The 20,437-nt window shown below is 44.9% G+C and carries 18 protein-coding genes; 5 read left to right on the forward strand and 13 right to left on the reverse strand.

Features of this window, described 5'->3' with window-relative positions; genetic code table 11:
* Positions 1 to 8: 8 nt before the first annotated feature.
* A complete protein-coding gene (locus KTG12_RS01465) occupies positions 9 to 236 on the reverse strand; it encodes a DUF4492 domain-containing protein (RefSeq protein ID WP_036723905.1) in 228 nt (75 codons plus the stop codon).
* A 287-nt stretch (positions 237 to 523) separates the two neighbouring features.
* Here KTG12_RS01465 and KTG12_RS01470 point away from each other — a divergent pair, with 287 nt between their 5' ends.
* A complete protein-coding gene (locus KTG12_RS01470) occupies positions 524 to 1,996 on the forward strand; it encodes a Gfo/Idh/MocA family protein (RefSeq protein ID WP_005634249.1) in 1,473 nt (490 codons plus the stop codon).
* A gap of 23 nt (positions 1,997 to 2,019) precedes the next feature.
* A complete protein-coding gene (locus KTG12_RS01475) occupies positions 2,020 to 2,874 on the forward strand; it encodes a DUF1080 domain-containing protein (RefSeq protein WP_005634251.1) in 855 nt (284 codons plus the stop codon).
* Positions 2,875 to 2,963: 89 nt separating this feature from the next.
* On the opposite strand, the gene KTG12_RS01480 is transcribed toward KTG12_RS01475, so the two are convergent.
* From KTG12_RS01480 to KTG12_RS01515, 8 genes are all read right to left on the reverse strand, one after another.
* Positions 2,964 to 4,103 carry a hypothetical protein gene (locus KTG12_RS01480; RefSeq protein WP_022322923.1) on the reverse strand — a complete coding sequence of 380 codons (1,140 nt, stop codon included), beginning with the start codon at positions 4,101 to 4,103 and terminating at the stop codon, positions 2,964 to 2,966.
* Between the two features lie 36 nt (positions 4,104 to 4,139).
* Complete coding sequence (locus KTG12_RS01485) at positions 4,140 to 4,691, reverse strand: hypothetical protein (RefSeq protein WP_122203971.1); 552 nt, start codon at positions 4,689 to 4,691, stop codon at positions 4,140 to 4,142.
* Positions 4,684 to 5,232, reverse strand: coding sequence for an RNA polymerase sigma factor (locus KTG12_RS01490; RefSeq protein WP_122131633.1), 549 nt, complete (start codon positions 5,230 to 5,232; stop codon positions 4,684 to 4,686). Before KTG12_RS01490 ends, KTG12_RS01485 begins: the two co-directional genes overlap by 8 nt.
* Positions 5,233 to 5,446: 214 nt before the next feature.
* Positions 5,447 to 6,181: a NigD-like protein gene (locus tag KTG12_RS01495; protein ID WP_122298213.1), complete on the reverse strand. Its 735-nt coding sequence runs from the start codon at positions 6,179 to 6,181 to the stop codon at positions 5,447 to 5,449.
* Between the two features lie 88 nt (positions 6,182 to 6,269).
* Positions 6,270 to 7,403, reverse strand: a complete 1,134-nt coding sequence (gene lpxB / locus KTG12_RS01500; RefSeq protein ID WP_155143454.1) for a lipid-A-disaccharide synthase — start codon at positions 7,401 to 7,403, stop codon at positions 6,270 to 6,272.
* Between the two features lie 111 nt (positions 7,404 to 7,514).
* A complete protein-coding gene (gene surE, locus KTG12_RS01505) occupies positions 7,515 to 8,291 on the reverse strand; it encodes a 5'/3'-nucleotidase SurE (RefSeq protein WP_173022971.1) in 777 nt (258 codons plus the stop codon).
* 126 nt (positions 8,292 to 8,417) lie between these two features.
* The gene (locus KTG12_RS01510; RefSeq protein ID WP_005634267.1) at positions 8,418 to 9,149 is read right to left on the reverse strand and encodes a response regulator transcription factor; all 732 of its coding nucleotides are present in this window, start codon (positions 9,147 to 9,149) and stop codon (positions 8,418 to 8,420) included.
* 2 nt (positions 9,150 to 9,151) lie between these two features.
* Positions 9,152 to 10,705, reverse strand: coding sequence for a sensor histidine kinase KdpD (locus tag KTG12_RS01515; protein WP_005634269.1), 1,554 nt, complete (start codon positions 10,703 to 10,705; stop codon positions 9,152 to 9,154).
* A gap of 316 nt (positions 10,706 to 11,021) precedes the next feature.
* On the opposite strand from KTG12_RS01515, the gene KTG12_RS01520 reads away from it, so the two are divergent.
* Together KTG12_RS01520 and KTG12_RS01525 are read left to right on the forward strand one after the other, a co-directional pair.
* A complete protein-coding gene (locus KTG12_RS01520) occupies positions 11,022 to 11,846 on the forward strand; it encodes a 1-acyl-sn-glycerol-3-phosphate acyltransferase (RefSeq protein ID WP_005644558.1) in 825 nt (274 codons plus the stop codon).
* Positions 11,847 to 11,859: 13 nt separating this feature from the next.
* Positions 11,860 to 12,825: a GNAT family N-acetyltransferase gene (locus tag KTG12_RS01525; RefSeq protein WP_005634273.1), complete on the forward strand. Its 966-nt coding sequence runs from the start codon at positions 11,860 to 11,862 to the stop codon at positions 12,823 to 12,825.
* Positions 12,826 to 12,911: 86 nt separating this feature from the next.
* Here KTG12_RS01525 and KTG12_RS01530 read toward each other — a convergent pair whose 3' ends face one another.
* From KTG12_RS01530 to gpmI, 3 genes are read right to left on the reverse strand one after another with little or no spacing between them, the layout of a single operon-like run.
* Positions 12,912 to 13,496 carry a DUF3109 family protein gene (locus KTG12_RS01530; RefSeq protein ID WP_005634275.1) on the reverse strand — a complete coding sequence of 195 codons (585 nt, stop codon included), beginning with the start codon at positions 13,494 to 13,496 and terminating at the stop codon, positions 12,912 to 12,914.
* Positions 13,497 to 13,540: 44 nt separating this feature from the next.
* Entirely contained in the window at positions 13,541 to 13,897 is a 357-nt protein-coding gene (locus KTG12_RS01535; RefSeq protein ID WP_005634277.1) for a four helix bundle protein, read from the reverse strand.
* A 33-nt stretch (positions 13,898 to 13,930) separates the two neighbouring features.
* Entirely contained in the window at positions 13,931 to 15,448 is a 1,518-nt protein-coding gene (gene gpmI, locus KTG12_RS01540; protein ID WP_005634279.1) for a 2,3-bisphosphoglycerate-independent phosphoglycerate mutase, read from the reverse strand.
* A gap of 108 nt (positions 15,449 to 15,556) precedes the next feature.
* Between gpmI and KTG12_RS01545 the strand changes: the two genes are divergently transcribed.
* A complete protein-coding gene (locus KTG12_RS01545) occupies positions 15,557 to 16,255 on the forward strand; it encodes a M48 family metallopeptidase (protein WP_005634281.1) in 699 nt (232 codons plus the stop codon).
* A 977-nt stretch (positions 16,256 to 17,232) separates the two neighbouring features.
* On the opposite strand, the gene KTG12_RS22150 is transcribed toward KTG12_RS01545, so the two are convergent.
* Positions 17,233 to 19,935 carry a DUF6383 domain-containing protein gene (locus KTG12_RS22150; RefSeq protein WP_138272859.1) on the reverse strand — a complete coding sequence of 901 codons (2,703 nt, stop codon included), beginning with the start codon at positions 19,933 to 19,935 and terminating at the stop codon, positions 17,233 to 17,235.
* Positions 19,936 to 20,437 lie beyond the last annotated feature (502 nt).

Here is a 20,437-nt window from a genome sequence, read left to right on the forward strand (position 1 = left end):
TATATAATTTAAGGAGTAATTGCTCTATTGATCAATTCACCCGAAACGTGTTCTTCCTTAGCCGAATCTCCATCCAACTTTCCTAAATAATTAGGAAAGAAAAACAGTTTTAAGATAAAAAACATGATGAAGAGCTTGACCAATATGATTAGCCACAACGTCTTACCCAGCTTCATTTCGCGAAATCCTTCCAGATAAAAATGATATATTCGTATGTATACAGGCTCCCTTTTCATATCGGTATCGTACTTTAATAACAAGAGATTGGATGAATAAGTTTTCTTTCTATACAAATATAGGGAAAGCGTCAAAATGTTTTCCCCTAAAAGCATAGATATTATTTATGGAAAAATAGACTTTATCTATAACCTCTGTTAAAAAAAACTATTTTAAAGAAGAAAGCCGAAAGGAAGACTTGCCGTTACTTCTGCATTGGCTATATTTGTGCCAGTTTGTGTTTTTATAAGACAAGAAATCACATCGAATATTATAATTAAGTGCTAATCTATAAAAAATTATTACTATGTCGAACATTTCAAGAAGATCATTTCTTCAAAGAGGAGCCGCAGCTGCTGCAGCTTTCTCAATCGTTCCGGGTTCCATCCTGGGAAAATCTCACGGATATGTAGCTCCGACTGATAAGTTGAACATTGCCGCTGTCGGTATCGGCGGTATGGGACATGCCAACATTAATAATGTAAAGAACACAGAAAATATCGTAGCGCTCTGCGATGTTGACTGGAAGTATGCAAAAGGCACTTTTGAAGAACATCCGAATGCAAAAAAATATTGGGATTATCGTAAGATGTATGACGAAATGGGTAAATCCATCGATGCTGTCATCATCGCAACTGCCGATCATACTCATGCCATGATCACGGCTGATGCCATGACATTAGGCAAACACGTATACTGTCAAAAACCGTTGACCCATTCAGTATACGAATCTCGTTTGCTGACCAAGTTGGCAGCTTCTACTAATGTAGCAACCCAGATGGGTAACCAAGGTTCTTCAGCTGAAGGAACCGACTTGGTTTGCGAATGGATCTGGAACGGTGAAATCGGTGACATCACAAAAGTAGAATGTGCTACAGACCGTCCTATCTGGCCGCAGGGTTTGAATACTCCGGAAAAAGCAGACAAGATTCCTTCTACTCTGAACTGGGATTTGTTTACTGGTCCGGCAGAATTGAAACCGTTCAACAAAATCTACCACCCTTGGAACTGGCGCGGATGGTGGACATACGGTACAGGAGCCTTAGGCGATATGGCCTGCCACATTATGCACACTGCATTTAAAGCATTGAAATTAGGCTATCCTACAAGCGTTGAAGCCTCCTCTACCCTATTGCTCCGTGATTGCGCGCCTAACGCACAGCACGTTAAATTCATTTTCCCGGCTCGTGAAAACATGCCAAAACTGGCTATGCCGGAAGTAGAAGTGCACTGGTATGACGGCGGTATGATGCCGAACCGCCCGGAAGGCTTCCCTGAGGGTAAAGAACTGATGGGTCCTGGTGGTGGTTTGACAATCTTCCACGGAACAAAAGATACGTTGGTTTGCGGTTGCTACGGCCAACAGCCGTTCTTGCTGTCCGGTCGTGTTCCTAACGCACCAAAAGTATGCCGTCGCGTTAAGAACCATGAAATGGACTGGGTTCGTGCTTGTAAAGAAAGTGCATCTAACCGCGTACAGACAAAATCAAACTTCTTGGAAGCTGGTCCGTTCAACGAAATGATCGTGATGGGGGTATTGGCAGTCCGCCTGCAAGGTTTGCACCGTACATTGAAATGGGACGGCAACAACATGCAGTTCACCAACATCGGCGATAACGAAATGATCAAGACTTGTATCAAGGATGGTTTCACAATCAAGGACGGACACCCGTCATTTGCAAAAGACTGGACAGATCCTGTCAATGCAAAACAGTATGCTGCCGAAATGATCAAGCATAACTATCGTCAGGGCTGGAAGTTGCCTGATATGCCGAGATAATTAGTTTTAAACAAATAAATAGAATGAAAAAGTCAGTATTATTAGCAAGTGCCGCAATTATGATGTGTTATTTCACATCTTGTAGCGGTGGTAAAAAAACAGAAGAAGCTGCTGCTCCTGCAGAAGAGGCAAAGACAGAAGCTGCCGTTCCTGAATACAAACTCATGAACGATCTGCCTACTGTCGACCTGTCTACTTTCCCGAAAGATGCCGATGGCAAAGTCACTTTGTTCGACGGTAAATCTTTCAATGGATGGAGAGGCTACGGCCGTACGGATGTGCCTGCTGCCTGGGAAGTGGTAGACGGTACGATCCATATCAAAGGATCCGGTGCAGGTGAAGCTGGTGCTAAAGATGGTGGCGACTTGGTTTTCGCTCACAAATTCAAAAACTATGAATTTGAATTCGAATGGAAAGTAGGTAAAGGTTCAAACTCCGGCGTACTGTATATGATCCAGGAAGTCGAAGGACAGCCTTCTTATATCTCTGCTCCTGAATATCAGGTACTCGACAATGCAAACCATCCGGACGCCAAGTTGGGTAAAGACGGCAACCGCCAGTCTGCTTCCCTGTATGACATGATCCCGGCTAAGCCTCAGAACTCTAAACCGTTCGGTGAATGGAACAAAGGCAAGATCATGTGCTACAAAGGTACGGTAGTTCACTATCAGAACGATGAACCGGTTGTTGAATATCATTTGTGGACACAGCAGTGGAAGGAAATGTTGGATAACAGCAAATTCAGCAAAGACAAATGGCCGTTGGCTTACGAACTGTTGCTGAACTGCGGTGGTGAAAACAAAGAAGGTTTCATCGGTTTCCAGGACCACGGAGACGACGTTTGGTATCGTAACATCACTATCAAAGAACTTGACTAAGCAGTCGTTCCTTTTATCAAAATAAGAAAGCCCCGGTATCGCTTGGATACCGGGGCTTCTTTCATTTGTCCGATACAGGGCGGCAGGGATTATTTTGCCATCACCTTTATGTTGCTATAACTGTTTCCTTCGAAATTGATACGGCCGTTTTTACCGTTGTTGACATCGAGGGTGTAGTTGTTTTTGTTCCTTTGGTCGTCGCGGCTATCGAAACCGACCGAGTTTTCGTCCTGATTACGACGTTGGATATTGAATCCGCCTTGAACCTTGCAATTGCCGTATTTCATATTGTTGGCAACGACACGGAAGGAGGCGTTCACATCGATATAAATGTTCAGATTACCGTAGCGGGCATCCACATTGACCTTATCGAAGTTGCTGGCAAGATCCTTGATGGTAAGCGTGCTGTAGCTCAGTTCGTCGACGGTGATGCCCTGTTTCAGCTCGTCGATCTTGCAATTTCCGTACTTCAGTTCCATATAGCCGTTGTCCAGCCTGTCGATATGGATGTCGCCGTATTTGGCTTCAGTGTTCATCTTCCGGACATTTCCGAGACTGAGGTTGGAGTACTTGCTGTCGATATTCAGTTGCGAGCCGTTGCGGATAGAGGATTTGCCGCAATAGGCCAGGTCCAAAGTGGCGTTGTCGACATCGGAGATATCCATATTGCCATATTGCACGTCGATGCTGAGAGGTCCCGTGAAATTACCGCCATTGAGATTGCCGTATTTGACATGCAGATCGCATTTTCCCTTATTGTTTTCCGGCATGATGATATTGCCGTACTTCTGTGTCAGGTCGCACGTCAGTTCAGACGGCATATTGACATAGTAGTTGATGGTGAAGGATTCGTTAGAGCCTCCATTCCCGTTTTGCGACCTCAGGCTTGTAACGGCCGAAACCGTATTGCCCATCTTTTCCATCCGTATGTTGACACGGTCGATGATAGCCTGCGCCTTTTCGTCATTACGGGCTTTCGCCTCGATCACGACACGGATGGAGACTTCGCTCTTGCTCCAATGCGTAACCGTAATGTTTCCGTAACGGTTGTCCACTTGCAAGATGTCGTTTTTACCGACATTGAAGCTTTTGTTGATTTCCTTTTTCTTGATGCTTTCCTGTTTGGCAGCCCAACCGGATACGCTGCAAAACAAAACCAGGAGCATCAACAGACCGGCCCGTAAAAAGCAGGATTGTCCCTTCTTGGTGTGTTGATAAGCTGTTTTCATGTGTTGATAAATTGTTTTATGTGTTGATTAACGTGTTTATTGTTTACTATTCCTGTTGAAATCTTCCATATTCTCCATCTGTTTCAACATGATGTTGAGACTTTCCAAGCTGGTACTGTAATGCAGGTTCATGGCATAAAGGCCGGCATTGGAGCAAGGCAGAGTCGGAAGGACCGTTTCTTCGAACATATAATTGTCTGTCAGGACACGTTTTGTCTCTTTCAAGAGTTCCTCCGTTCCAGGAGTCCGTTGCAGTTTGTACATCGCCTGCATCTGTGAGATGATATCACTCATCTGCATATTGTAGTAGAGACGAAGTTCCTCTATCTCCTCTTTCACCTCGCAGGCATGCTGGCCTGTGACCACCTGCCTTGGCTGAGTAGGCAAAGGCGTGCCACCCGGCAGTTTGAAGAGGAACAGCAGGGCGATGCAAGCTGCCGCGGCAAAAGTGCAAAGGCTATATAACGTAGCCCGGCTTTTGCGCGGAACAGCCAGCTTCTGCTCGAAGCGTTCGAAGTGGCCTTCAGGTAACAGGTCGTCTTCAAATGCTTCCCGGTTCGTGTCTATGAAATTCTTCAGTTTATCCATTTTCTTTATTTGCTGCTATTATGTCCAACAATTTACGCTTTGCCCGGAGATACTGGCTGCGTACGCTCGACGGCCGGATCTTCAGGATGGAGGCAATCTCTTCCATATCATATCCCTCAAAGAGGTAGAGCGAGAGGATCACGCGATAGCCGGCCGGCAGTTTCTTGCAGGCTTCCTTCACTTGGGCAACCGAATAACGGATTTCTTCCTCATCCGGCCCGTCGTCGTCGGGTTCGGTGTAGTCATCCGAGAGCTCTTCCCAGTCAGGCGTCTGTCGGCGCACGTAATCAATGGCTGTATGAACAGCTATACGGTGCATCCATGCTTCGAAACATTGTCCATCCCGATACTGGTCCAGGCGGGTGAATATTTTCAGGAAAGAATCCTGCATCGCCTCCTCCGCCTCCGACACGTTGCCGACAATACGCAGACAGGCGACATACAGCCGCTGTGCAAATTGCTTGTAAAGGGCGAGCTGTGCAGTCCGGTTACCACGCCGACACTCCTCGATCAGATGTACATTTGTTTCTTCCATTTTCATATATATAAACGAGGGCATCCGGAGAAACGTTGCATCTTTCCGGCAAGAAAAAGCAAAAAAGATAGCACATACCTGAAAAGGATCTATAGCTTTCCAAGAAAAAGCCTATAACCTTTTACATCAAAAGCTATAGGGTACACAAAAAGAAAGGCATCATCCCGATGCCTCTCTCCCTGAACTAAATGATAAAAATAAAAGTTATGTGGGAAGGTTATTATTCTTCTGTATCTCCCGTATCTTTTGATTTGTAATCCAACTCGACGGTATTATAGTCGTTCGAGGCGAAAGATTTATATTTGATCTTCAACTTCACCGTCTTGCCTTCCGTACTCGGCAACTTATCCAGCTTGAAGGACACCAAGCCGGCCGAAGGTCTGAGGGACGAGTCGATATTGCCATAAGCGTTATGACGGAACTCCAATTCATACGGATCGGCACTGTTTGTCTGTACCAGGTTCAGGAAATGCTTGACATTGTCGTTGTAACCTCTTTGAATATAGAAATCGAACGTGATATATCCGTCCTCGATCCACACTCCGTTCTTAGACCAAATGCTACCGCCATTCAAGGCCAGCATGTCCGTTCCGTAATAGGAATCATTTTCCGATCCCAGGTCAGGAGCGATCGGTTTGGTCAGAAGGGTATCCATTCTTAACAATTGAACAGACTGATCATAGCCTTCAGTCTTCTTCTCGTCGTTCTTATAGACAACGAACGCACGAATTTCTTTCAAATTCTCAGGCACATATGAGTTTGTCGGGAACAGCGTCGTACTGTCGTCGAGCTGCATATAGTAAGAATTATCACTCAATGGTTTTACCGTTACAATAGCCTGGACACTATCTCTCCAAAATTCGCTGTAAGAGTCGTCGTCATCCAAACATGAATAAAAAACTGTAGAACCTAACAAGATTCCAACCAATAGCATAAAACTTTTCAACGTCTTCATAACATGTATCTAATTTGTTTATTTTTCTTTCTAAAAAAGAAGATGATAAACACTCTGCAAATGCTGCAAAGACTGTTTACAAAAAATGTTAATGCTTCAGTGATTGATAGATAAGCTCCGCTGTACGCCGGGAAGCACCCGGTTTTCCAAGCAGGCGGATCATCTCGTCATAGCCGTCGAGCATGCGTCTACGGTAGGCATGATCGTTCAAGACACGTCCTAACTCATCATGTATCTGGTCATACGAAAATCGGACACCGAACAGCTCCTGCACCACTTCGCGTCCGGCTATCAGATTGACCAGCGAAATGTATTTCGTATGGAAGAAATGGCGGAAAATAAAACTTGCCAGCCGGCCGGCCGCGACATAATAGCAGACGACTTGCGGCACACGGAAAAGCGATGTCTCAAGCGTAGCCGTCCCCGATGTAACCAACGCCGCATCACTATGACTGAGGAGAGGATAGGTTTTGCCGAACACGATCTTCACATCCGCGTCGCCGATATATTGCCTGTAATATTCCGGTTCCAAGCCGGGAGCACCGGCAATCACAGGCTGGTGGCCCGGATAAGCGGCTGCCACCTTCAGCATGGTCGGAAGGTTGTCTTTGATCTCCTGACGGCGGCTGCCTGCCAACAGCGCCAATACGGGGCGTTCGTCCAACTGTTCGTCCTCACGGAATGTATCAGGTCCGGCCGCCTGTTTCTCCCTATAGCAGGCAACCGAATCGACCGAAGGATTGCCCACATAGTCCACCGGATAGTCGAGATTGCGGAAAAACTCCACTTCGAAAGGCAGGATGCAGAACATCCGGTCCACGTAGCGACGGAAATCCTTGATACGATACTGTTTCCAAGCCCATATCTTAGGTGAAATATAATAGTAGACAGGCAGTCCCAACTGCGTCTTTACATATTTGGCTATCTTCAAATTGAACCCCGGATAATCGATCAGGATCACCACATCGGGCCTGTACTGCCGGATTTCCTCCTGGCAGGCTTTCATGTTGTTCAGGATCGTACGGAGATTGAGCAGTACGGGGATAAAGCCCATGAAAGCCATATCCCTATAATGCTTCACCAGCGTCCCTCCGACTGCCTGCATAAGATCGCCGCCCAGGAAACGAAAATCCGCTTCGGCATCCTGCTTCTTCAGTGCTGCCATCAGGTTGGAGGCATGCAGATCACCGGAAGCTTCGCCCGCTATTAAAAAATATTTCATATTTTTTCAGTTGAAAGTTGAAAGTTGAGAGTTGAGAGTTGCAAAGATCAAGAGAATAAAGTAAGCTGGAACCGGAATAATTTCACGTTATCTATTTCCAACTTTCAATTTTCAACTCTCAACTTTCAACTGATTTTTTAGCTGTGCTAAAAAATCATAGTCCGTCACATCTATCTTGCAAGGAACAAGCGAGGCGTAGCCGCTGTCGAGCGCCAACGTGTCGTTATCGGCATGGATCGGCTTGGCATTCTCGAATGCACCGGCAAGCCAGAAGACAGGTTCGCCCGCTGCGTTTTCCGAGCGTTTGAATTCATTGGTCCAGCGCCCGTCCGCCTGCCGGCATACCTTCATCCCTTTTACGTTCGGGACATTGGGAACGTTCAGATTCAGATAAGTGCCATGCGGCAATCCTTCTTTTATGATCCGCCGTGCAAGCATGCGCCCTAAACGGCAGCTCTCGGCAAAGTCGGCATCCGCACGATGATCCAAGAGCGACACGCCCATCGAAGGAATACCGAACACGCATCCTTCGGCAGCTGCCCCCATCGTACCGGAATACTGGATGCAGATGGCATGGTTGCCACCATGATTGATCCCGGAGGCCAACAGGTCAGGCTTGCGCTCCAACACCTCGTTGATGGCCAGTTTCACACAATCGACCGGAGTCCCGGTACAGCTATAAACCGTCAGTCCTTTTTCTTTCCTCACCAATGTATACTTGATCGGCACGAGCGAAGTGATCGCGCTTGCCATTCCCGAACGGGGCCCGTCGGGAGCGAAAACCACAATGTCCCCAAGGTCCCGGAGGCACTCGGTGAGTTCTTTTATCCCCTTGGCTTCAACGCCGTCATCGTTTGTAATCAGAATAAGCGGTCTATCGTTCATCATATCGTTATTTAATTGCACACAAATATAGTGAAAAAGCGCAAAGTAACGCAGACTTATCCTTTATAGATAATGACATCTGCGTTACTCTGCGCTTGTCCGTGTAGTTTGCGTCCTGTTAAGCTCTGATTAAAGAACCTGAATGCCTTCTTCACGGGCTGCTTCTTCTCCGGAAGGAGTGATCAGCTTGTAGCCCTTACCGTGAATGTTGATGATTTCGATTCCCGGATCATCCTTCAACAGCTTGCGAAGTTTCGTGATATATACATCCATGCTACGGGCATTGAAGTAGTTATCGTCTACCCAGATAGTCTTCAGTGCATAATTACGTTCCAATATTTCATTTGCATGTGCACAAAGGAGACTCAGAAGTTCGCATTCCTTAGTTGTCAGCTTCGTAACCTTGTCGCCGATAGCCAGTGTCTGTTTCTGGGTATCGAACAAGAAGTTTCCTAACTTGTAGAAAGGAATATCTTTCATTTTCTTGCCTTTCACGCGGCGAAGGATCGCTTCGATACGGAGCAAGAGCTCTTCCATGCTGAAAGGTTTCGTCAGATAATCATCCGCACCGATTTTGAAACCTTCCAGGATATCTTCCTTCATAGTCTTGGCCGTAAGGAAGATAACAGGGATATCAGGGTTGATAGAACGGATTTCCTGAGCCAGCGTGAAGCCGTCTTTTTTCGGCATCATCACGTCAAGTACGCAAAGGTCATATTTGCCTTTGGTGAAACCTTTGTAACCGGCTTCTCCATCGGAGAAGAGGTCAGTCACATAACCTTTTGCCTGCAAGTATTCTCTTAATAGCATACCCAGGTTTTCGTCGTCTTCGCAAAAGAAGATTTTTAGTTTTTCTTCCATAACTAACTTTTTATAAGAGGTAAAGTAATAATAAATTTTGTTCCTACATTTCCGGTTCCCACTTCGGCACGTATCGTACCTTTATGGTCCTCTACTATTTTACGGACGTAAGCAAGTCCGAGTCCGAACCCTTTCACGTCGTGTACGTTTCCTGTCGGCACGCGGAAGAAGCGGTCGAATACTTTCTTGAGGTATTCTTTCTTGATCCCGATGCCGTTGTCCTCGATCGATATCAACAACTTGCCGTTCTCGTTCCAGGTGCGGCACATCAGTGTCAGCGGCACTTCGAGGCGGCGATACTTCACGGCGTTGTCCAGCAGGTTGAACAGTACGTTCGTGATGTGCATCTCATCCACGTAGATGTCCGAATCTTCCGCCTGCAGGTCGATGTCGATCGTGCCGTCATACTTCTCGACCTTCAGGGCGAATGTATTGGCAACGCTTGCCAGTAAATCGTTCGCATCCACCTCCTTCAGCTTGAGGGCTGCTTTCTGGCGTTCGAACAGCGACATTTGCAGCACCTTTTCCACCAGGAAGCCCAATCGTTTCGTCTCGTCGTTGATCACCCCGGAGATATGCTTGAACACATCAGGGCTCTTCGTGATGTCCGAATCTTTCAACATTTGTGCGGCAAGCGAGATGGTCGAAACCGGTGTCTTCAGTTCGTGCGTCATATTGTTGATAAAATCATTCTTCATTTCCGAAAGTCGCTTCTGACGGAACACGATATAAATGGTAAAGATAAACGTTACCAAAAGTATCAGCGAGAAGATGATTGACGGTACGATAAATGTTACAGAACTTGAAATATAATCACCCTTCGTCGGGAAATACACTTTCAGGTAATTCTGCTTCGAAGGAGGATCGTTGGGGAACAGCACCTGTTGAATCACGTCTGATACAGGAGGAATATCCCCGTTCTGATAGACGATCTTTCCGTCTTTGTTAATAACAGCAAAGACGAACGGCAGGTTCAATCCGTTGTTAACAAATTCTGATTTTAAGTAATTATTCAGCTTTTTAAAATCTATCCTTTCTTCGATCGGCTTCAGGTTTGCCGTATGCAAGATATTCAAGATCACTTCGTTAAACAACCCGCTTTGGTACTGATAACGACGTTTCAGCGTTTGCTGCAAATCTTTTGACGTACTAACGATGCTGTTAGGTACTTTATTGCTGCCCAGCGAAGAAAGCGGTTCAAACTTGCGTGTCCGGATATCGCTATGAAACTCGATATGTTCTACAGTTCCATCGGCATTAGTGAACTGCATCTTGTATTTTTTCTCAGTGATGATTCCACCGCCAAGACTGCTCTGTTCGTTCTGGTATAGGTAATTGTTGGCCTCGTCACGGCTGAGATCTTCTTCCAGATACCGGGCCGTTTCATCAAGCTCCAGATTTTTCGAGACTTGGTGCATCGATCGTTTGACTGTTTCATTGAACTGCTCGCTACTTTTCTTGAGTATGATACTTACATATTTTACTTGCAAAAAAAGCAAACCGGCAAAAGCAAAAGCCATCACCACCGCAAGCAACCAAATCGTAGACTTCCTCATATCAATAAATCTCTCGTTTTAATATCACAAATAACGCGCCTTTTAATTTAATATTTACACAAAAAAGGTAAAAACAGAATGCCTAAAATGTTAAAAAATGCATTACCAAAGGATTGCAATTCTCTTTCTATCTATTTTTAAACTAACGCCTTACATCCCTTTCACAGACGTATCATCATATCTTGCACGTTCCGTACTAATTAGTAAAAACAGCTGTACAACATGAATTGTTGTAGCCGACACTTAAAAACTTTTCCCGAAAGCATTGACTTTTAATTATTAACTCTATCTTTGCCTCCCGTAAGAGTTACGTGAAATGATACAAGAAGGTATTACACAGATAGACATCAAACAGGTATTACGGCAAAAGGCGCCTTCGGTTGCCCGTAAGATTCCCGGTTTTATGGTTGACTATCTGATCCGTACTGTTCATCAGGATGAGCTGAACGAGATCCTCCGTCGGTATCACGATAAAGACGGGGTAGCGTTCATGCAGGAGTTGATCGGATATTTTGACTTGAATCTGGAACTGGTAAACGAAGAGAATATTCCTGCCGAAGGGCGGTACATATTCGCTTCCAACCATCCGCTGGGCGGACTGGACGGGATTTGCCTGTCGGCCATTATCGGCGGACGTTTCGACGGGAAGATCCGCTACCTGGTGAACGACCTGCTGCTCTACCTGTCTAACCTGAGGTCGATCTTCGTCCCTATCAACAAACATGGGGCGCAGGGGAAAAAGAACGCCGAACTAATCGAAAAGGCATACGCTTCGGACAACCAGATCATCACATTTCCCGCCGGTTTATGCTCACGCAAACAAAACGGGAAGATACAGGACACCGAATGGAAGAAGTCGTTTATCCAAAAGGCCGTGGAATACCGGCGGGACATCGTACCGGTGTTTTTCGAAGGACGTAACTCCAATTTTTTCTACCGTCTCGCCAACATGCGGAAAGCTTTGGGCATAAAGATGAATTACGAAATGATCTACCTGCCCGACGAGATGTTCAAAAGCAAGCACAAGACATACAGCATCCATTTCGGGAAGCCGATTCCCTGGCAAACTTTCGACAGTAGCCGTAAACCGGCTGAGTGGGCTGAGTGGGTGAAGGAAATCGTCTATAATCTAAAGAAATAATTGATTTTATTATATGCAAGACATCATCAAACCGATTGACCGTGCTCTCCTGAAAGCTGAACTGACCGGGGACAAGAAGCTGAGGAGGACCAACAAATCCAACAATGAGATATACATTATCACAGCCCACGACTCTCCCAACGTGATGCAGGAGATCGGGCGACTCAGGGAAATCGCTTTCCGATATTACGGAGGCGGGACCGGCTTTCCGGTCGATATCGACGAATACGATACGATGGACGACGCTTACCGCCAGCTTATCGTATGGAGCCCTGAAGACGAACAGATTTTAGGCGGCTACCGCTTCCTCTGCGGTTCGGATGTAAAATTCGACAAAGCCGGCAAACCTGTTTTAGCAACTTCCCACCTTTTCAATTTCTCCGATAAGTTCAATAAAGAATATTTACCGTACACGGTCGAGCTGGGCCGTTCGTTCGTAACGCTGGAATACCAGTCGACCCGTAGTGGCAGTGCGAAAGGATTGTTCGTATTGGACAATCTTTGGGATGGCCTGGGAGCTCTTTCCGTGGTGGACCCCAGCTTGCAGTATTACTTCGGGAAGGTAACGATGTATAACACCTACAATTCCGAAGCCCGCAACATGATCCTGTATTTTCTGAACATGCACTTCCCCGACCCAGAGAAACTGATCACTCCGATCTGCCCATTGGAAACAGGCACGGATCCAGAAAAAATGCAGGAGCTTTTCAAGTATGACAACTTCAAGGACAATTACAAGGTCTTGAACCAAGAAGTCCGCAAGTTCGGCATCAATGTGCCGCCGTTGGTCAATGCTTATATGAGCCTCTCCCCTAAGATGCGTGTATTCGGCACCGCTATCAATCATGAGTTCGGGGAGGTGGAAGAGACCGGCATCCTGATCGCCATCAATGAAATTCTCGAAGACAAAAAGAAACGTCATATCGAAACTTATCTGAACGAGGAAGGCAAATCGGCCGACTTGATACGCAATAGTTAAGAACGGGATATAAAGACATACGAAGAGCCATGTACGCCAGATGATGCATCATCCGCATACATGGCTCTTTTATGTTTAGCCTTAAATCACTCTTCGTTCTTCTGTTTCTCCCACTCTCCGGCAATCTCCTCAAGAGCCTCGTACCAGTCCTTTCCGAAACGGCGGACCAGCGGTTCCTTCAGAAACTTATAGACCGGGAGTTTTTCTTTCTTACCCAGTATCTCTGCGGCTTTGCAGATACTCCAGCGATTATAATTAACTGCTTCGAACGTATCGTACTTTTCCACACGTATCGGGTAAAGGTGGCAGGAAACCGGTTTATAGAAAGAGAGCTTACCTTCGCGATAGGCCTTCTCCACCGCACACTTGCAAGTTCCGTCCGCATCATAACAGGTAAAAACACAGTCTTTCCCGTTTACGATAGAAGTCACTAAGTCTCCCTCTTCATCAATATAGGCAACGCCTTGTTTCTTGATGATCTCCTGAGCTTTCGGCGCCAGATCGTCCCAGATAACCGGAAGGGCTTTTTCCAGTTCGCCCACCTCTTCCTCCAGCAGGGGTGCACCGGAATCACCTTCCACACAGCAAATACCTTTGCAATGCGACAGATCGCATAAGAACTGGCGTTCGAGAACGTCGAGGCTGACTAGGGTATTGTCTATTTGAATCACTTCTTAAATTGAAAATTAAAAATTGAAAATTAGAAAATAAATGCTTATCTCCCTAATGATGATTTTACAGACTTGACTATGCTAACCAAAAGAGCAATCAATTCCTTACAATCAATCGAGATAGATTTATAAATCTGTTCACTTAAATAATCCGTATCTCTCAATAAAGAGAGCCAATAAAATGTTTCATTAGCTTCTTTCAAAGCAACATTCATTTTATTAAGAAAATCAGCACTACTTTGCGCATGATGTGCTTCTGCAACCAATGCTCCTATAGCAGTACCGCTCCGCAACATCTGTTTTGATAAGACATACTCCTTTTGATCATTTGTTAAAAACTTGTATGCGTTCACTATACGAATAGCAAACGCATACGATTTAGTCTGGATCACATTATTCACCAGTCTTATTTTTTAATTTTTAATTCTTAATTTTTAATTCTTTATCAAGTCCTGCCCTGTCATATCAGCCGGCTGTGCCATACCCAAAATATGCAGGATAGACGGAGCGACATCGGCCAGGACACCGTTTTCCACTTTTGCATTTTTGTTTTCTGTCACGTATACAAAAGGAACCGGGTTCAGGGAGTGAGCCGTGTTGGGAGTACCGTCTTCGTTGAGCGCGTGATCGGCATTACCGTGGTCGGCGATGATGATTACTTCATAGCCGTTGGCTTTGGCAGCCTCGACCGTGTCTTTCACGCAGTTGTCGATAGCCGTTACGGCCTTTTCGATGGCACTATAGATACCGGTATGGCCAACCATATCACCATTAGCATAGTTCACGACGATGAAGTCGAACTTCTGCGTATTGATAGCCTCAACCAACTTGTCTTTCACTTCGTAAGCGCTCATTTCCGGCTTCAGGTCGTAAGTGGCGACTTTCGGACTCGGAACCAAGATACGTTCTTCATTTTTGTACGGAGTTTCGCGACCACCGTTAAAGAAGAAAGTCACATGAGCGTACTTCTCCGTCTCGGCGATATGAAGCTGTGTTTTCCCGTTTTCAGCCAGGTATTCTCCCAATGTGTTCTGGACGTTTTCCTTGTCGAACAGGATATGGACCCCTTTGAAAGAAGCATCGTACGGAGTCATGCAGTAATACTGCAAACCAGGGATCGTGTGCATACCCTGTTCCGGCATATCCTGCTGGGTCAGCACGACAGTCAATTCTTTTGCACGGTCGTTGCGGTAGTTGAAAAAGATCACGACATCACCTTCTTTGATCGTACCATCTACTGTAGCGTTGTTGATCGGTTTGATAAACTCGTCGGTCACGCCTTCATCATACGATTCCTGCATGGCCTGAACCATGTCGGTAGCCTGTTTGCCCTTGCCTTCAACCAGCAGGTCGTAGGCTTCTTTCACGCGTTCCCAACGTTTGTCGCGGTCCATTGCATAGAAACGACCGACGATGGATGCGATCTTTCCGGCAGACTGTGCACAGTGGGCCGTCAGTTGTTCGATAAATCCTTTACCGCTCTTCGGGTCCGTGTCGCGACCGTCCATGAAGCAGTGGATGAAAGTATTGTCGATTCCATATTCCTTGGAGATATCGCAAAGTTTGAACAGGTGGTCGAAAGAACTGTGTACGCCACCGTTGGAGGTCAACCCCATGAAATGGATATTTTTGCCATGTTCTTTGGCATAAGAGAAGGCAGAAACGATTTCAGGGTTCTTCATGATGCTATTGTCGGCACAAGCACGGTTAATCTTCACCAAATCCTGGTAAACGATACGTCCGGCCCCGATATTGAGGTGTCCGACTTCAGAGTTACCCATTTGTCCGTCAGGCAACCCTACGTTTTCACCGCTTGCCTGTAACTGTGAATGAGGATAAGTGGCCAGCAGGCTGTCCCAATAAGGAGTGGGAGTGTTAAAGATTACATCGTCTTTACCTTGATCGCCGATACCCCAGCCGTCAAGAATCATTAAAAGGGCTTTCTTGCTCATGATTGCTTAATTATTTATTGTTTATACTCATTTTCGTTATTCGGGCACAAAGATAAGCAATTCCGGGCATATATTGTTTGCTTGGAAAATATTACTTTTGTGAACGATATGGAAAAGACGATACAAGATAAAGAGTTAGGAACCATCCACCTCCGCACCAGTCCCCGTGCTACCCGTTACACACTGAAAATCTCCAAAGGGACGATTACGGCTACCATGCCTCCGGGTGGAAACGAAGCGCGTATGCTCGCTTTTATCCGGGAAAACAAGGAAAAACTTCTTGCCGCCCTTGCCAAACATCCCGCCCGCCCGCTCCTGACAGATGAGACGAAGATGCAAACCGCAACGTTCCGCCTCCATGTCTTCCGTACCGACCGGGCTAACTTCTATATGAAATTAGACGATGGCGTCCTGCACATCGCCTGTCCCTCGCAGACCGACTTCGCCGACGAACGTGTACAAAAACTCCTGAAAGACTTCATTGAGCAAGCCCTCCGGCATGAGGCCCGCCGCCTCTTACCTTCACGGTTGCTCGACCTGGCCTCCCGGCACGGCTTCACCTGCACGGATGTAAAAATCTTCAACAGCAAAAGCCATTGGGGTAGTTGCACACCACGTCGCAGCATCAATCTCTCTCTTTCTCTGATGCTCCTGCCCTGGCACCTGATCGACTACGTCCTCCTCCACGAACTTTGCCACACCATAGAGATGAACCACAGTGACCGTTTTTGGGCATTGATGGACAAGGTCACAGAGGGGAAAGCGTTAGAACTGAGGAAGGAGTTGAAGAAGTATCATATGCTGTAAGCCGGATTGCGGAATATCTGATTATTCAGTCCTTGGGATAATCGTTCCATGATCTCGATGTTGCTTAAGACATATGACCACTTCTTATAAAGCGTGTCACAAAATCGTTTTCCAGTTCCTCTGTCACTGTATCACTGATTTCTTTGTACCAATTGATATTCAACTTGTCTTATTTGTGATATATGCCCGTTTTCTCTATCACTACGGTATCACACCCCTATCACTGGCAATTTGGATAAAAATAGGCACTCCGCTTATATACAACTGTATATTAATACATTACAAATAACAAAAACAATAAATACCCTATTCCCATCCCTGCAAACCACTCGATTATTTTATGTAAAAAGGGGTATAAAATAGGTAAAACCGGGTAGTTTTTATTGTCCGGCACGGTACTTTAGTTACCGGAACCCCCATGTTACCCCCTTTTACACCCGGATGTACCGGCTCCCTACACCCGGATGTAAAGGATGGCAACATGGGGGTGTTTACGGAATTATCTGCTTGTTTCTGCTAAAAAAAGAGAGGGCTTTTGTGAAATGAAGAACCGTATTTCGCCAATTTAATACCTATTCAACAATATGATAAAACGTCATATTGGAAAATTTTGATGCGGTTACCCTGGTTACTTCGACGGTAAATATATCGTCATAAAGGACGGAAGATCAAGTATCTTTCCTATTTCTTTCCAGCAAAAACGAATCCCCTGCAATCATTGACTACAGGGGATTGTTTTTTGTCTGCTTCGGTCTTCACAGAGGGAGAGCAGATGAACTTTTTTTAATTTCATTACTTTAGTATTAATATTCACCGCTTGTTCGCCCTCGCGGGGTAGTTGGTCGATCCGGACGGAGAGCTGTAAAAGCTGATGTGTTCCGGGAATACCACACGATGAATCTTAGAATTATTTGATTTTAATATTTCGAAAGTGCCGCGCACTGATGTACGCGACACTTTTACAATCTATTTGCCAATTACTTAACAATAGCTTTAACAGCTTCTTCGCCTTCAACAGCTACTACAACCACACCCTGAGGAGCAGCGATAGTTGCGTTGTCGGAAGTGATAACTGTGTTAGCCACTACCTGGCCCAAAATGTTGCTGACAACAACTTTCTTACCGGTAGCGCCTACGATCTGAACACCACCTTCAGTAGCGATCACTTTCACTTCAGATACTTCAACACCTTCGTTTGCAGTAGGAGCTTCAGCAGCTTCAGTTGTGAATGTCAGAGGAGCAACATTATTAGAGAAGATAACGACTCCATTCACTACGGCCAACTTCTTTCCAGAGTTCAAAGCAACGATCTCATAACCACCTTCTTCAATCACTTTGAAACCTACAAGAGAAGTGTTCTTAGCATCTCTAACTTTATATTTATTCTGCTTGCCATCTTTCAAATCACCTTCATAAGCGATTGTATCCTTTACAATTGTTGCTGTACGGAATACCGCACTATCGCCTGTAGCAGCAGTTGCTTTGAATGAACCCTTAGCAGCCAAAATAGTACCAACAATTGTGTCATTCTTAACTTCTGCACCTTTGTAGAGATAGTAACCATATTCAGTGTTATCTTCACCACGATTTACATAAGCAGAGTCAACATATAAAGAAAAATCGTCAGCAGTGGAAGTAGCTTTCAGCTCGTCGCCTACACGCAACATCTTGGCAACACCATCAGATGCAGTCAACATTTCCAGACCATTACCGATATTATAGTGACCACTTTCCACCTTTTTATAAACAGGAGCTTCAGCACCTTCGATATTGAAGTAAGTTTCCACGCCGGCAACCGGTTCATCGTAAGTCACAGACAAGTTAGAGATGTTCAATGTGAGTATATCGTTATTAGTAGTCATTGCTTCAACGATCTTGTAAGAATCTTCAGCAGGACCTGCCACAAAGAAGAAACGCTGATTTTGTAAGCTGGCTTTTTTACTCAACTTAACAACTTCAACACCGCCGACAGCTTCGTGAGCCAAACGTCCTTCTGCATCATAAGCCTGTTCCAATGCATAAGCAACACGAACCAACGTATCACCTAATGCCTGAGCACCATAATAAACAGTGTCTTTTGCGATCTCTGCACCTTCAACCAAACGCAATTCAAGTGCCTTTTCAGCCCCCTTAGCGCCAGCAATTACAGAATCTTGAACCAAAGACAAATAGATATCGTCGGCAGCAGCAGAAGCTAAGTTGAACTTAACAGCGCCATAACCCATTTCTTCTTTTGTATAGTACTTGTAACCGATATGTTCATTTGTCAAGTCTACATCCAATTTCTTGAACACAAGAGTATCTTGGTTATTACCTTTACCTAAGTGATAAACACCATTTGCCACATCAACAGCATATAACGGTTCTTCATCCAAAAGCAAAGTAGAAGCAATTGCTTCACCATAAGTTTCGCCATTAGAACCCGTCTGAGTTGCTATAGTAGTAGCTTCACGACCTTGGATAGAATAAGTGCCATCTTCATGTTCTTTTACATAGAACTGGGTAGAAGGAATATAGGCAGAAGCTGCTGCTACAGCTGCAGAAGGAGTAGAGCCATCACCTACCAAATACTTGTCATTATAAGCAGCATTAGTATTGCCACCCTTAGCCTTCAACTGTAAAGAGTAAACACCTGTTCCACCAGCCAATTTAACCGGAGTACCTTTAGCAAGTGTGATGAACGGAGCTTCGATAGCAGCAGAGTCGATACATAATACCGGCGCACCGTTGAAAGTCTTGTAACCAACGATGTAGGTATATCCAGAACCACCATTGACAGCAACTTCGTATTTACCATTTACAAAACGGACAATAGAGTCTGTCACCATACTGATTGAGTCATTACCCAAATCCATTGACAAGTTGAATGTCTGTAAACCTTCGTTACCTCCCTGATACTGTGCACCACCGGCAGCAACGATTGTATCCAATTTGAAAGCAGCAACCTGGATAGAAGTTGTGGAACCGATCATTGTCGTATCAATAGTGATATACTGATCCTTCTTCGTACCTTTTGTGCTCTTTTCCTGGCCTACAACCTGAAAACGATATTTATTGGCACCACTAACCGTTACAGGAACCGGAATCAAATCCGTAGCAGTGAAGATTCCACCGTCTTTCCCTTTGAATTCGAATTTGAAAGTAGAAAGTTTACCAGCCAAATCAGCGACAGTAGTTAAAGAGATTGGAGTAGGAGCTTCAATCTCAAATTTTTCACTCGGCAATGTAGTTCCTACATTTAGCTTTCCAGAAATAGTACTAATAGATACAATCGTATCCTGACCATAAGCTGCATAGATTTCAGAACCACCAGCAACACCTGTCTTGAACACAAACTTGTCAATCCCCGGAGCAATCATAGTGCCATACCCACCAGCACCATTTTTCTTCACTGCAAAAGACAAATTCTTCTTTGTCGCTTTGTTTACAAACTGGAATACGGAGTCGCCAGAAACCATCTTTTCAACAAACTTCGGCAACCACAAAGCAGAGTCTTTTGCAGCTTTGCTTAAGCCAAGAGATGCAAGTTTTACAGAGTCGGCTTTTACCGGATTCTCCTTTGTAACCGTCAGGTAAGTAGAACTGGCCTTCAAATGCACATACTTGTCACCGATCTGTGCATAAGAGACAGTAGCAATTGCTGCGAACGCAGCAACGAGAGTAGAAAATCTCTTGTTCATAATCTAAATTTTAATATTAATAATACAGTTAATTGAAATATCAGTTCTTACTTCTTACTATCATTATGTACACGTATATATAATGTACACGTGTTAACATTTGTACTTTGATAGCAAAAACGTTCCTTTTTTTTAGTCATTTTTTTTGCCTATATTCGAAGTTCGTATTGGAAAGATGGTTTTTTGTACTCCAATTGCTATCTAATTGATAAGAAAGGATATAGGGGTACGAATTTTTTTACAGAAAAGAGTTGTGGTTTAAAAAGGAATGCGTATTTTTGTCTCGGGAAAATGACAAATTTAAAGGAACGTTTTTTTTAGTCATTTTTTGACCCACCAATCACTTGATTTACAATAAATTATTTTCCCAATTACCAAGTCTTAAATTTCATCAGTCCCGTTTTGGTTCAAAAATCGGTCTTTTTCAAGGAAATCCTTGATGCTTACTACGTTTCAGAGGGATACTTATCCGTTTTTGATCCGATGCCTATTTGTTTGTTTT

Origin of the sequence: Parabacteroides sp. MSK.9.14 (genome assembly GCF_019041495.1) — a bacterium.
GTDB lineage: Bacteria > Bacteroidota > Bacteroidia > Bacteroidales > Tannerellaceae > Parabacteroides > Parabacteroides merdae.